We start from the raw sequence: 13,864 nt of genomic DNA on the forward strand, positions 1-13,864 counted from the left end.
GCGGAAAACTTGCCTCGCTACGTCACCGGGCGCGCGGGTAAGCGACCGCGTCGTGCGCGAAAAACTTGCCTCGCTACGTCACCGGGCGCGCGGGTGAGATGCCGCGTAGACCTCGCGCAGCGTGTCCTGCGTCACCATCGTGTAGATCTGGGTGGTCGTCACCGACGCGTGCCCCAGGAGCTCCTGAACCACCCGCACATCGGCGCCGCCGGTCAGCAGGTGAGTGGCGAACGAGTGCCGCAACGTGTGGGGCGAGACATCGTCCACGCCCGCGCGTTCCGCCGCGTCCTTGAGGATCGCCCACGCGCTCTGGCGCGACAGCCTGGACCCGCGGGTATTCAGGAAGACCGCGGACGTGCCCGCGCCCTTGGAAGCGAAGGTCGCCCTCCCCCGCACCAGGTAGGCCTCAACGCGGCGCGCCGCGAAGCTACCTACCGGCACCACGCGCTCCTTGCGCCCCTTGCCTCGCAGCAGCACCGACTCGGCGCCGGGCTCCAGGACCAGGTCGTCGACGTCCAGCCCCACCGCCTCGGAGATGCGCGCACCCGTCGCGTAGACCAGCTCGAGCAGCGCGGCGTCGCGCAGCGGAGCCACGCCATCGCCGCTGGCAGCCACGTCCAGGATGGCGGCGACCTGGCTGGTAGAGATCGCCTTGGGCAGCCGCTTGGGAATCGCGCGCGGCTTGACCTCAACCGACACGTCGGAGACGACCCACTGCTCCATCAGCGCGAATCGATGCAGTCCCCGCACCGCCACGATCGTGCGGCTGGCCGATGCCGGGGAGAGCGCAGCGCCCCCGTCCTCCCCCGTTCCCACGGCCTCCGCAAAGGCGGCCACTTCCGGCCTGCGCACGTCCACCAGCGAATCGATGCCGCGGCTCTCGAGGAACGCGCAGTAGCGGCTGAGATCGCGGCGATACGCCGCAACCGTGTTGACGCTCAGGCCCCGCTCAACCGTGACGTGAGCCAGGTAGGCGTCGCGCTCGGCGCTAAGCATCGGGCCGATTGCACCAACGCATGCGACACCGCGTGCCGACGTACCTGGGCGTGTTCGAGTCGGCACCGCTCGTCGAGATGCCGCTGTGCACTAGAAGGGCCAGACGGTCCACGCGTCGGGAAGGAACGGGTCAACGAAGATTGCCGCAAACACGACCGTCAGGTACATGATCGAGTCGCGGAAAAGGCGCATCTCGTGGAGCTTCTCTTGACCGGCCGCCGAGCGCCGGTACAGGCGCACGCAGCCGCCGGTGAACCAGATGCCTGCGGCCACGGCCACGATCGCGTACACCCAGGTCATCGAGGCGAGCGGGATCAGGACGATGGTCGCGAGGACCATGGCCACCGCGTATGCGACCATCTCCACGGCCACGTGGCGCGAGGAAGCGACCACGGGCAGCATCGGCACCTCTGCGGCCGCGTACTCCTTCTTGAACTTCATGGACAGCGGCCAGTAGTGCGGCGGGGTCCACAGGAAGATGATCATGAACAGCACCACGGGGGTCCACGACAGCGACTCCGTCACCGCGGCCCAGCCGATGAGTACCGGCATGCAACCGGCGGCGCCGCCCCAGACAATGTTCTGCGACGTGCGGCGCTTGAGGACCATTGTGTAGATCACGGCGTAGGCGAAGATCGCGATGACTGACAGCAGCGCGGCCAGCGGCGAGTCAACGACGAACCAGAACCAGGCCGTCGACAGCACGGCGAGGACCCAGGCAAAGATCAGCGCGGCACGAGGCGTCACGGAGCCCGTCACGAGCGGGCGCTTCTGCGTGCGCTTCATGATCGCGTCGATGTCGCGGTCGATGTACATGTTGAAGGTATTGGCGCTGCCGGCGGACAGCGAGCCACCGATCAGCGTCGCGATCATCAGCCATGTTCCAGGCCAGCCCTGTGCGGCCAGCACCATCGTGGGCAGCGTCGTCACGAGCAGCAGCTCGATGATGCGTGGCTTGGTCAGCGCCACGTAGGGACCCACCCGACGGGTAGCCCGGCGCCAGCCGGAGGCACTCGAAGTGGGTGCGCCAGCGATGTCAGTTGAAGCGGTGGGCATTACGCAATCTTACCGTCGGTAATCAGTTCGCCGTGCCTCGCGTCTCCCACTAGGGTAGGAACGGCAAAAAGACCCGTCAAAACACCTTGGAGATATCTGTGACCATCAACTGGACAGACCAGGATCGCCGCGCCGTTGACACGCTCCGCGTGCTCGCCGCCGATGCCGTAGAAAAGGTTGGCAGTGGCCACCCCGGTACCGCGATTTCAATTTCACCTGCCGCGTACTTGCTCTTCCAGAACGTGATGAAGCACGACCCCTCGGACTCCAAGTGGATTGGCCGCGACCGCTTCGTGCTGTCCTGTGGCCACTCGTCGATCACCCTGTACCTGCAGCTCTTCGCGTCCGGCTACGACCTCAACATGGACGACCTCAAGTCGCTCCGCGTCGCGGGTTCACGCACCCCCGGCCACCCCGAAGTCGGCCACACGGACGGCGTCGAGACCACCACCGGCCCGCTCGGCCAGGGCCTCGCTACCGCGGTAGGCATGGCAATGGCCGCCCGCCGTGAGCGCGGACTATTCGACCCCGAGGCAGCTCCCGGCGAGTCGCCGTTCGACCACCACATCTTCGTCATCGCGTCAGACGGCGACATGGAGGAGGGCATCACCTCTGAGGCCTCCTCGCTCGCCGGCACCCAGGAACTGGGCAACCTGATCGTCATCTGGGATGACAACAACATCTCGATCGAGGACAACACCGACATCGCGTTCACCGAGGACACGCTTGCGCGCTACGCGGCCTACGGCTGGGACACGCACCACGTCGACTGGAAGGCTGGCGGCGAGTACAAGGAAGACATCGAGGCGCTCTATGCCGCCATCGAGGCTTCCAAGGCAGAGACCGGCAAGCCGTCGTTCATCCGCCTCAGCACCATCATCGGCTGGCCGTCGCCCACCAAGCAGGGCACCGGCGGAATCCACGGCTCGAAGCTGGGCACCGAGGAAGTTGCTGGACTCAAGAACCTGCTCGGCTTTGACCCCGAGAAGAACTTTGACGTCGAGCCCGAGATCCTCACGCACATGCACGACGTGAAGAAGCGCGGCCAGGAACTTCACTCCGAGTGGAACAGCGCCTTCGCACTGTGGCAGGCCGAGAACCCCGAGCGCGCGGCACTCCTCGCCCGCACCCAGGCACACGAGCTCCCCGAGGGCTGGACCGACGCACTCCCCGTGTTCGAGGCAGGCAAGGGCGTCGCGACTCGCGCCGCCTCCGGATCGGTCCTCAACGCGCTCGCACCGGTGCTGCCGGAACTGTGGGGCGGCTCCGCCGACCTCGCCGGCTCCAACAACACCACCATGAAGGGCGAGCCGTCCTTCCTGCCGGTCGAGCGCTCAACCGAAGCCTTCGCTGGTAACCCCTACGGCCGCACGCTCCACTTTGGAATCCGCGAGCACGCCATGGGCGCGATCCTCAACGGCATCGTGCAGCACGGACCTACCCGCGCCTACGGCGGAACGTTCATGCAGTTCTCCGACTACATGCGCGGCGCAGTCCGTCTAGGTGCCCTCATGAAGGCTCCGAGCATCTTCGTGTGGACGCACGACAGCATCGGCCTTGGCGAGGACGGCCCCACGCACCAGCCGGTCGAGCACCTCGCTGCGCTCCGGGCGATCCCGGGCCTAGCGGTTGTCCGCCCCGCCGACGCGAACGAGACCTCCTACGCCTGGCGTGGAATCCTCGAGCGCACCGACGGCCCCGCCGGCATCGTGCTCACGCGTCAGGGTGTCCCCACCTTTGACCGCGACGGCGAGTTCACCTCGGCTGAGGGCGTCCTCAAGGGTGGCTACACGCTGCTCGACACCGACGGCGAGCCCGACGTGATCCTGATCGGCACCGGCTCCGAGGTCCAGCATGCTGTCGCAGCCCGCGACCTGCTTGCGGCGGAAGGCGTCAAGGCACGCGTCGTGTCGCTTCCCTGCCTCGAGTGGTTCAACGAGCAGACGGACGCCTACCGCGAGTCGGTCCTGCCGTCCGCAGTCAAGGCGCGCGTCTCGGTAGAGGCCGGAATCGCCATGGGCTGGCGCGAGCTGGTCGGCGACGCAGGCCGCATGGTCTCGCTCGAGCACTTCGGCGCCTCCGCAGACGCTGACTTCCTGTTCAAGGAGTACGGCTTCACGGCCGAGAACGTCGCGGACAAGGCACGGGAAAGCATCAAGGCTGCAAATTGAGCCAATTCATCAGCACCTGGGTGGGCGTCGCCGACGAGGCACACGTTGCCGTCGCCGTATCGGGCGACGCCGCCGAAGCCGTCTCGCGCTTGATTGAGACGCTGGTTGCTGATGGTGTGGCCTCCGGAATTGGCGCTCAGGACCCCACACTGTGGGGTCCTGACGCCGAGTCCGGGGCCGCGACTCGTATGGGATGGACCGCTCTACACGTCTCGGCACGCGAGCTGCTTGAGCAGCTCGACGCGGTCGTGGACAAGGCCCGATCCGAGGGCAAGACCCACGTCGTGCTGGCTGGCATGGGCGGGTCCTCGCTTGGACCCGAGGTGATCTGCGCGACGTACGGCGTTCCGCTCATCACCCTCGACTCCACCGACCCCGACCAGGTTCGGGCGGCGCTCGACGGAGATCTCGACGAGACGATCGTCGTGGTCTCGTCCAAGTCGGGCGGCACTCTCGAGACCGACTCGCTGCTGCGCATCTTCGCGGAGGCATTCGAGGCGGCCGGGCTCGACCCCCGCCAGCACATCGTCATTGTGACGGACCCCGACTCGCCGCTGCACAAGGCGGCCGTCGCGGCAAAGTACCGCGCGGTCTTTCTGGCGGACCCCAACGTAGGCGGACGGTTCTCCGCGCTCAGCGCCTTCGGCCTGGTCCCCGCGGCTCTTGCCGGGGTGCCGGTGGCAGAACTGCTGGACGAGGCCGCGGCCGTCGCCGAATCGCTCTGCGAGGATCACGCCGCGAACCCCGCGCTGGTGCTCGGCGCCGCGATTGCCGGCTCCGACCGCGACAAACTGGTCATCACCGACGAGGGCTCCGGGCTGATCGGCTTTGGCGACTGGGCCGAGCAGCTCATCGCTGAGTCCACCGGCAAGGACGGCCTTGGCATCTTGCCCGTGGTCGCCGAGTCTGGCGCACCGGAGCGACTCGCCGATGACGTGATCGACGTCCGGCTCGTCTCGCTCACCGCAGGCGCCGATGCGGAGGGCCACCAAGTGGTCACCGGCGGCACGCTCGGAGGGCAGTTCCTGCTCTGGGAGTACGCGATAGCCGTCGCCGGGCGTGTGCTCGGAATCGACCCGTTCAACCAGCCCGACGTCGAGTCCGCGAAGGCTGCGTCCCTCGCGCTGCTCGACGCTCTGCCGGAGCCCGAGGCACCCGACCTCGTCGACGACGGCATCGAGGCCCGGGCAACCGCGGGACTGCTCGACGGCGTCGACACCGTCGAGGGAGCAATCGCCGCTCTCGAGGCTCAGGTTGGACCCCGCGGCTACATCGCCGTGATGGCGTACCTCAACCGCGAGGGCAACCCCGCGCTCCCGTCAGTGCGCCACGCGATCGCGGCCCGCACCGGCAGGCCCACTACTTTCGGATGGGGCCCGCGGTTCCTGCACTCCACCGGCCAGCTTCACAAGGGTGGGGCGCCCGAGGGGGTGTTCCTGCAGATCACCGGCACTTTTGCCGGCGACCTCGACATTCCCATGCGACCATTTTCCTTTGCACAACTCATTACCGCGCAGGCCGCGGGCGACGCCAAAGTCCTCTCAGATCTAGGTCGTCCCGTCCTTCGCCTTAACTTGACCGACGCATCGCACGTGGCCCGAGTGGCCGCACTGCTCGAAGGGTAAATTAGTGAATAATCCTCTCCGCGACCCACGGGACCGCCGACTTCCACGCATCGCCGGGTCATGCGGCCTGGTGATGTTTGGCGTGACGGGCGACCTCGCACGGAAGAAGCTCATGCCCGCCGTGTACGACCTGGCCAACCGCGGATTGCTCCCGCCCGCCTTCGCGCTCACGGGCTTTGCCCGCCGCGATTGGGAGCGTGAGGACTTCCAGCAGGTCGTTCACGACTCCGTCAAGCAGTACGCGCGTACGCCCTTCCGCGAGGAGACCTGGAAGCAGCTCTCCGAGGGTATTCGATTTGTGCAGGGCACGTTCGACGACCCAGAGGCGTTCGCCACGCTCCGCAAGACGGTCGAGGACCTGGACCGCGAACGCGGCACCGGCGGCAACCACGCGTTCTACCTGTCCATCCCGCCGTCCGCCTTCCCCCAGGTCATTCGCCAGTTACGCGACTCCGGGCTGTCCGCCCCCAAGGAGGACACCTGGCGCCGAGTCGTCATCGAGAAGCCTTTCGGCCACGACCTAGAGTCCGCGAACGAGCTCAACGACATCGTCTCCGAGGTCTTCCCCGCGGACTCCGTGTTCCGCATCGACCACTACCTGGGCAAGGAGACCGTGCAGAACCTGCTGGCGCTGCGCTTTGCCAACCAGTTGTTCGAGCCCATCTGGAACTCGCAGTACATCGATCACGTGCAGATCACCATGGCCGAGGACATCGGCATCGGCGGCCGCGCGGGCTACTACGACGGCATCGGCGCCGCTCGCGACGTCATCCAGAACCACCTCCTGCAGCTCATGGCGCTGACCGCCATGGAGGAGCCCGCCACATTCGAGGCGAGCGACCTGCGAACGGAGAAGGAGAAGGTACTCCGCGCCGCGACCCTGCCCGCGGACCTAGGCGAGAACACGGCGCGCGGTCAGTACTCCGCGGGCTGGCGCGGTGGCGAGCAGGTGGGCGGCTTCCTCGACGAGGACGGCATCGCAGCAGACTCCGGCACCGAGACCTACGCCGCTATTCGTGTCGACATTCCCAACCGTCGCTGGGCTGGAACGCCCTTCTACCTGCGCGCGGGCAAGCGTCTAGGACGCCGCGTCACCGAGATTGCGCTGGTCTTCAAGAAGGCACCCAGCCCGTACTTCCAGAAGGTCGAGGGCTCCGACGTCGGCAACAACGCGCTCGTCATCCGCGTCCAGCCCGATGAGGGCGTGACCCTCCGCTTTGGCTCCAAGGTTCCCGGCACCGCGATGGAGGTGCGCGACGTGACGATGGACTTCGCTTACGGCAACTCCTTCACCGAGACCTCCCCGGAGGCGTACGAGCGGTTGATCCTCGACGTCCTGCTGGGCGACCCGCCACTGTTCCCCCGTCATGAAGAGGTCGCGCTGTCATGGCAGATCCTCGACCCCATCACCTCGTTCTGGGCAACCCAGGGACAGCCGGACCAGTACAGGTCCGGGACCTGGGGGCCCGCTAGCGCCGATGCGATGCTCGCGCGCGACGGTCGCGTCTGGAGGCGCCCATGATTATCACGCTGCCCAAAACGACGACCGGAGAAATCAACGGTCAGATTGTCCAGTTGCGCAAAGAGGGTGGCGTCGTCACCCTCGGACGCGTCATGACTCTTGTGATCGACGCCACCGGTGCGGACGCCGACTTCGCGATCGACACGGCGAACGTGGCCTCGCGGGAGCACCCCTGCCGCATCATCGTGATCGCGCCGCAGGACAGCGACGACGACCGCCTCGACGCCGACATCCGCGTGGGCGGGGACGCGGGGGCCTCCGAGGTCATCGTGTTGCGCCCGTCCGGTGAGCAGATCAACCACGCGGACACCCTTGTTACCCCCCTGCTGCTGCCCGACGCCCCCATCGTGGCGTGGTGGCCCGCCGCCGTACCGCCGCACGTCTCCGCCACCGGGCTGGGCAAGATGGCCCAGCGTCGCATCACGGACACCAAGGGCGAGGCCAGTCCCGGGGACACGCTGTGCAAGCTGTCCGCCAACTACCGCGACGGCGACACCGACCTGGCCTGGACGCGAGTGACTCGTTGGCGCGCACTGCTGGCCGCGGCTCTCGAGCAGGTCAGCGACCAGCGCGTGACCAAGGCCCGCATCCACGGCGACACCAACAGCGCGTCGATCCTGCTGCTCGGCGCCTGGTTGCAGCTCACGCTGGGTTGCGAGATTGAGTTGTCCTACGACGACAAGCTTGCCGGGGTCCAGCACATCGTGCTCGAGACCCCCTCGGGCGAGATCGGCATCGCGCGCCCCGACGGCCACAATGCCACGCTCACCCAGCCGGGCCAACCCGATCACGTCATCGCGCTTCCCGCGCGTACGCTCGGCGACTGCCTCGCCGAGGAGCTCCGCAGGCTCGACGCGGACCTCGTGTACGGCGACGTGGTCAAGTTCTACAAGGAGAACCGATGAAACGCCGAGTAGTGGTCCTACCCGACGCGAACGCCGTGGCTCAGACCGCGGCCGCTCGTCTGCTCACCGCGATCGCGGATGCCCTCACCGTCGAGGAGCGGGCGCACATCGTCATCACCGGCGGCACCGTGGGTACCGCGACTCTCGCGGCGGCGGCGGAGTCTCCCTTGCGCGAATCAATCGACTGGACCTCGGTCCACATCTGGTGGGGCGACGAGCGCTTTGTCGCGGCCGGGGACCCGGACCGCAATGAGGGTCAGGCACAGGCGGCCTTCCTTGGCCACGTGCCTATCCCCGAGGAGAACATTCACCGCATGGGTGACAGCGACAGCTTCGCCTCAGTCGAGGCTGCGGCAGCCGCGTACCACGCAGAGATTGCAGAGCACGGCAACCCCCAGTGGGACGTCCTACTGCTGGGGCTGGGGCCGGACGGTCACGTCGCTTCGCTGTTCCCCCAACACCACGGCTTCACCCAGGCAGCGGCCACGGTGCTAGCCATCCACGACTCCCCCAAGCCCCCGCCCACGCGAGTGAGCCTGGGACTGGGTGCCATCAATCGGGCGCGCCAGGTGTGGGTAGTCGCAGCGGGCGAAGGCAAGGCCGAGGCTGTTCGCGACTGCCTCGCGGGCAACGAGAGCTATCCCGGAGCCGTCGTCTTTGGCACCGAGCAGACGCTGTGGTTGATCGACAGCGCCGCGGCGGCTCGCGCCTAGCCTTACGCACAGTTCAAAAAGGGGACGGACTGCCTCGCGGCGGTCCGTCCCTTTTTTTGACGCAAATCGGATGGCGTCGTTTCCGTGTCCCGGCGGCGTATTCTCCGTGTCCCGGCGGCGTATTCTCCGTGTCCCGGCGGCGAAAGTCGGGCGAATACCGTCGCGGCTAGATTCCCGCTATCCGCATGCGTGACTCCTAGAGTCGTTCCTTGATCGTGTCCACGATGTCCTCGATGCGGAACTCGTCCGGCTTCGAATAGATCACGTCGCCGTCGGCGCGGAACACGTAAACGCCCTTGTTGCCTGGCTTGAGAGACACAGTGCCGATCTGCTCCCCGAAGGTACTCAGGATGGTCTTCTGCGCCTCAGCGGCCTTGTCCAGGTAGCCGCACGGCACGCAGTACTCGATTTCGATGTTCATCACAAACTCCTTCTACTCGGGTCATAAGTTGGGCGTCTTAACCCGGTAACCACTCGGGCGGCGGAAAGATTCCGTCCTTGGGCGCCTGCGGAGGATACTCGTCGGCCTACGGCGCAGCGCACGTCATGTACGGAGTGTGGTGCGCGGTGTGCGGTGCGCGGTGTGCGGTGTGCGGTGCGTGGTGCGCGGTGTGCGGTGCGCGGTGCGCGGGACGAGATGAGGTGTCCGGGACGCCGGAGCACAGTGCACCGTGACGGCCGCGGGTGGTCAGCGCCCTGAGACTCCTCCGGAAACAACGAAGCCGCCCTGCCGGCGCCCACCTCCACCCAACTGGGCGAAGCGTGTGACGCCGCGGGCGGCATCGTCGCTTGGTTGTCCTAGGAACAACCGACATGCGACCGGGCTACGATGCCCAATGTCTTGCAACCGAACCGATGCCTTACGGACCGGCTCCGCGAGACGGCGTCGACTAGGTCGCGCCGGTGAAGCAGCTGCTAATTAACCTCGGCGAACGCGAAGGGCGTCTAGGGCCTCGTCAAGAAGCGCCTCACCCTCCGACTCGGTCCGACGTTCCTTGACGTAAGCAAGGTGGGTCTTGAATGGCTCGTTACGAATCGGCTCGGGCGGGTTAGCCGCATCGAGCCCACCGGGAAGGCCGCACTTCGGGCAGTCCCATTCGACGGGAATCTCGAGCGACTCGCCGATGGCGAAGCTCGGAGAGTTCACGTGACCGCGCGCACAGTAGTACGTGACGGTCTGGCGAGGCGCGGACTCGCCGCGTTCGTCCTCACCCATTGGTCCGGCTCCAACACGCGAGCCCTTAATTGCGCTTCCACCAGCCATCGTTAGCCCCCCCTAGACGTTGAAACGAGTGATCAGACCCAACAGCACGATCACGACGAACCAGGTAATGGCGAGACCCCAGGTAATTCGAGTGAGGTTACGCTCGCCCAGCGCCGATGACTGTACACCGGACGAGAGTCCGCCACCGAACATGTCGGTGATACCGCCGCCGCGACCGCGGTGGACTAGTACGAGTGCGATGAGCATCAGGCCAGTGACCGCGAGCAACACCCACAGGATGGCGTTCAGGATGTCCACAATTCTCCTTGAGTTCGATAATCGTTTACCAGGGTACGCGACGCCAGAGGCGCCGCGGAGTCGTTAGAGACCGACCTGGTGTGCGCGGAATCGAGCAATCTTAGCAAATTCCTCGGGGTCCAGGCTTGCGCCACCCACGAGTGCACCGTCAACGTCGGGCTTGTCCATGATCGACGCGATGTTCGACGACTTAACCGAACCGCCATAGAGCACGCGAACGCCGTTGGCGAGTTCCGCATCGTAGAGCTCAGTCAGGCGAGCGCGAATAGCGCCACAGACTTCCTGCGCGTCTTCTGGCGTGGCGACTTCGCCGGTTCCGATTGCCCAGACGGGCTCGTAAGCGATGACAACCTGCTTGGCGCGCTCGGCGTCGAGTCCGGCAAGCGCTCCGTCGATCTGGGCGAGCGTGTGCTCGACCTGCTTGCCTTCCTTACGCACGTCGAGACCCTCGCCTACGCACACGATGGGCACGATGCCGTTATCGAATGCGGCGCCCACCTTGGCTGCGAGCAGCTCGTTGGACTCGTTGTGGTGCTCGCGACGCTCGGAGTGACCAACCGCGACGTAGTCGCAGCCGAGCTTTGCGAGCTGCGAACCAGCGACCTCACCGGTGTAGGCACCGGAGACGTTCGCGGAGATGTCCTGTGCGCCGTACTTGATCTCGAGCTTGTCAGCGTCGACCAGCGTCTGCACCGAGCGCAGCGACGTGAAGGACGGCAGCACCGCTACCTCAACGTCGTTGAAGTCGTGGTGTGCGTCGCGCAGCAGCCAAGCCAGCTTCTGCACCGTGTGTGTGGCCTCGAGGTGGTCGAGGTTGAGCTTCCAGTTACCTGCGATGAGCGGGGTACGTGCCATGGTTTTAGTCCTCCAGTACGGAAAGGCCCGGGAGGACCTTGCCTTCGAGCAGTTCGAGCGACGCGCCGCCGCCAGTGGAAATGTGGCCGAATCCGGCCTCGTCGAAGCCGAGTCGGCGAACCGCAGCCGCGGAGTCACCGCCGCCCACGACGGAGAAGCCATCGGCGTCGATCATTGCCTGTGCGACGGCCTTGGTGCCCTCTGCGAAGGCCTCGAACTCGAACACGCCCATCGGGCCGTTCCAGACGATGGTCTTCGCGTCGGCGATCTTCGAGGCGAAGAGCTTGGCGGAGTCGGGGCCGATGTCGAGGCCGATGGTGCCGTCGGGGATTGCGTCCGCGGCGACTACCTTGTGGTCAGCGTCCGCAGCGAATGCGGCAGCAGCCTCAATGTCGGTAGGCAGGACGATCTCGACGCCGTTTGCTTCGGCGGTCGCGAGGTAGCCCTTGACCGTGTCGATCTGGTCGGACTCAAGGAGCGAGTTGCCCACGCCGTGGCCCTTAGCAGCCAGGAACGTGAACACCATTCCGCCGCCGATGAGGATGCGGTCGGCCTTGCCCAAAAGGTTGGCGATGACGCCGAGCTTGTCGGACACCTTGGAGCCGCCGAGGACGACGACGTAGGGGCGTGCGGGCTCGTTGACCGCGCGGCTGAGCGACTCGACCTCGTTCTGCACGAGCGTGCCGGCTGCGGCGGGAAGGATCTTGGCGATGTCGTACACCGAGGCCTGCTTGCGGTGAACTACCCCGAAGCCGTCGGATACGAATGCGTCGGCGAACGCGGCGAGCTCGCCAGCGAGCTCCTCGCGCTCGGAGTCGACCTTGGAGGTCTCGCGTGCGTCGAAGCGCACGTTCTCGAGCATGACGACGTCGCCGGACTTGGCCGCGGCGACGACTGCCTTGGCGGATTCCCCCACGAGGTCGTCGGCGAGCGTGACGGGCTGCTCGAGCAGCTCCGAGAGGCGTGCTGCCGCGGGTGCGAGGGAGTACTTCTCGTCGGGGGTTCCGCCGGGACGACCGAGGTGCGCCATCACGATGACTGCGGCACCGGAGTCAAGCAGGCGCTTGATGGTGGGGACGGAGGCGCGTACGCGGCCGTCGTCGGTGATGGTGGTGCCGTCGAGCGGCACGTTCAGGTCTGAGCGCACCAGCACGCGCTTGCCGGTGAGGTCACCGAGCGATTCGATCGTCTTCATGAGAAGTCCTTATTGTTCGAAAAATAGTTCTGGTTCTCGCCTGAGCGGAGGTGCCGCGCGGGCGCGTTGGCGGGCTGGTGGAAGTTCTCGCGCGCGCAGACGTCGTAAACCACGTCTATCGACCGCGCCGTACTCTCACCGCCCTGACGTAGCAACGTCCGCACACGCAATGCGTGCACGGACGTTGCTACATTCACGGGAGTTAGATGCGCTCGCCGACGTAAACCGTGAGGTCTACGAGGCGGTTCGAGTAGCCCCACTCGTTGTCGTACCAAGAGACAACCTTGACCTGGTCACCAATTACCTTGGTGAGTCCCGAGTCGAAGATCGACGATGCGGGGTCAGTCTCGATGTCCTTGGAGACGATGGGGTCCTCGGTGTAGACCAGGAAGCCCTTCATGGCACCCTCAGCGGCCTTCTTGACGATCGCGTTGATTTCCTCAACCGAGGTCTCGCGCGATGCGGTGAAGGTGAGGTCCGTTGCCGAGCCGGTGGCGACAGGCACGCGAAGCGCGAAGCCGTCGAGCTTGCCAGCGAGCTCGGGAAGAACCAGTGCTACAGCCTTGGCCGCACCGGTGGAGGTGGGGACAATGTTGAGCGCAGCTGCGCGTGCACGGCGCAGGTCGCTGTGAGGCGCGTCCTGCAGGTTCTGGTCAGCGGTATAAGCGTGGATCGTGGTCATGAGGCCACGCTCGATGCCGATGCCATCGTTGAGTGCCTTGGCCATGGGCGCGAGGCAGTTCGTGGTGCACGAGGCGTTGGAGATGATGTGGTGGTTCGCGGGGTCGTAGTCCTCGTGGTTAACACCCATGACGAACGTAGCGTCCTCGTTCTTCGCCGGAGCGGAGATGATGACCTTCTTGGCGCCGGCTTCGATGTGAGCCTTCGCCTTGGTTGCATCGGTGAAGAAACCGGTGGACTCGATGACGACGTCTGCGCCCAGTTCAGCCCACTTGAGGTTCGACGGGTCGCGCTCTGCGGAAGCCGCGAACGTCTTGCCGCCAACGGTGATGGTGTCCTCGGTGTGCGTCACCTCGAGGCCGATGCGGCCAAGGATCGAGTCGTACTTGAGGAGGTGCGCGAGGGTCGCGTTGTCGGTGAGGTCGTTGATGCCGACCACCTCGACGTCTGCACCCGAAGCGAGAATTGCGCGGAAGTAGTTACGTCCAATACGGCCAAAGCCGTTAATGCCGACCTTAATAGTCATTTTTTCTCCTCGGCTCGCGCCGGTAGCCGGCGCGGTTGGTGGTGGATGCTTGCACACCTCTACGTGCGCGGGGCCTGAGTACTATCTGGCCACTTCC

General features: G+C 66.0%; 13 protein-coding genes. 5 read left to right on the forward strand and 8 right to left on the reverse strand.

The window, feature by feature from the left end:
• Positions 1 to 78 precede the first annotated feature (78 nt).
• Both ACQU6B_RS06940 and ACQU6B_RS06945 read right to left on the reverse strand, forming a co-directional pair.
• Positions 79 to 996, reverse strand: coding sequence for a site-specific tyrosine recombinase XerD (locus ACQU6B_RS06940; RefSeq protein WP_430866816.1), 918 nt, complete (start codon positions 994 to 996; stop codon positions 79 to 81).
• Between the two features lie 90 nt (positions 997 to 1,086).
• A complete protein-coding gene (locus tag ACQU6B_RS06945; protein ID WP_430866817.1) occupies positions 1,087 to 2,052 on the reverse strand; it encodes a heme o synthase in 966 nt (321 codons plus the stop codon).
• Positions 2,053 to 2,150: 98 nt separating this feature from the next.
• Between ACQU6B_RS06945 and tkt the strand changes: the two genes are divergently transcribed.
• The 5 genes from tkt to pgl are packed head-to-tail and all read left to right on the forward strand — an operon-like array spanning position 2,151 to position 8,988.
• Positions 2,151 to 4,223 carry a transketolase gene (gene tkt / locus ACQU6B_RS06950; RefSeq protein ID WP_430866818.1) on the forward strand — a complete coding sequence of 691 codons (2,073 nt, stop codon included), beginning with the start codon at positions 2,151 to 2,153 and terminating at the stop codon, positions 4,221 to 4,223.
• Positions 4,220 to 5,848 (forward strand): glucose-6-phosphate isomerase, encoded by a 1,629-nt coding sequence (locus ACQU6B_RS06955; protein ID WP_430866819.1) that lies wholly within the window; start codon positions 4,220 to 4,222, stop codon positions 5,846 to 5,848. The genes tkt and ACQU6B_RS06955 overlap by 4 nt, the downstream gene beginning before the upstream one ends.
• A 4-nt stretch (positions 5,849 to 5,852) precedes the next feature.
• Complete coding sequence (gene zwf / locus ACQU6B_RS06960) at positions 5,853 to 7,370, forward strand: glucose-6-phosphate dehydrogenase (RefSeq protein WP_430866820.1); 1,518 nt, start codon at positions 5,853 to 5,855, stop codon at positions 7,368 to 7,370.
• Entirely contained in the window at positions 7,367 to 8,275 is a 909-nt protein-coding gene (locus tag ACQU6B_RS06965) for a glucose-6-phosphate dehydrogenase assembly protein OpcA (RefSeq protein ID WP_430866821.1), read from the forward strand. The genes zwf and ACQU6B_RS06965 overlap by 4 nt, the downstream gene beginning before the upstream one ends.
• Positions 8,272 to 8,988, forward strand: a complete 717-nt coding sequence (pgl, locus tag ACQU6B_RS06970) for a 6-phosphogluconolactonase (RefSeq protein WP_430866822.1) — start codon at positions 8,272 to 8,274, stop codon at positions 8,986 to 8,988. Before ACQU6B_RS06965 ends, pgl begins: the two co-directional genes overlap by 4 nt.
• A 196-nt stretch (positions 8,989 to 9,184) precedes the next feature.
• Here pgl and ACQU6B_RS06975 read toward each other — a convergent pair whose 3' ends face one another.
• The 6 genes from ACQU6B_RS06975 to gap form a co-directional block, all read right to left on the reverse strand.
• Positions 9,185 to 9,409 carry a SelT/SelW/SelH family protein gene (locus ACQU6B_RS06975; protein ID WP_430866823.1) on the reverse strand — a complete coding sequence of 75 codons (225 nt, stop codon included), beginning with the start codon at positions 9,407 to 9,409 and terminating at the stop codon, positions 9,185 to 9,187.
• Positions 9,410 to 9,907: 498 nt separating this feature from the next.
• Positions 9,908 to 10,252, reverse strand: coding sequence for an RNA polymerase-binding protein RbpA (locus ACQU6B_RS06980; RefSeq protein ID WP_430866824.1), 345 nt, complete (start codon positions 10,250 to 10,252; stop codon positions 9,908 to 9,910).
• A 12-nt stretch (positions 10,253 to 10,264) separates the two neighbouring features.
• Positions 10,265 to 10,510: a preprotein translocase subunit SecG gene (gene secG, locus ACQU6B_RS06985; RefSeq protein WP_430866825.1), complete on the reverse strand. Its 246-nt coding sequence runs from the start codon at positions 10,508 to 10,510 to the stop codon at positions 10,265 to 10,267.
• Positions 10,511 to 10,573: 63 nt separating this feature from the next.
• On the reverse strand, positions 10,574 to 11,365 hold the full coding sequence (gene tpiA / locus ACQU6B_RS06990; protein ID WP_430866826.1) for a triose-phosphate isomerase: 792 nt from the start codon (positions 11,363 to 11,365) through the stop codon (positions 10,574 to 10,576).
• Between the two features lie 4 nt (positions 11,366 to 11,369).
• Positions 11,370 to 12,560 (reverse strand): phosphoglycerate kinase, encoded by a 1,191-nt coding sequence (locus ACQU6B_RS06995; RefSeq protein WP_430866827.1) that lies wholly within the window; start codon positions 12,558 to 12,560, stop codon positions 11,370 to 11,372.
• A 202-nt stretch (positions 12,561 to 12,762) separates the two neighbouring features.
• Entirely contained in the window at positions 12,763 to 13,767 is a 1,005-nt protein-coding gene (gene gap / locus ACQU6B_RS07000) for a type I glyceraldehyde-3-phosphate dehydrogenase (protein WP_430866828.1), read from the reverse strand.
• Positions 13,768 to 13,864: the final 97 nt, after the last annotated feature.

This window comes from Demequina aurantiaca, assembly GCF_050598105.1.
Taxonomy (GTDB): domain Bacteria; phylum Actinomycetota; class Actinomycetes; order Actinomycetales; family Demequinaceae; genus Demequina; species Demequina aurantiaca_A.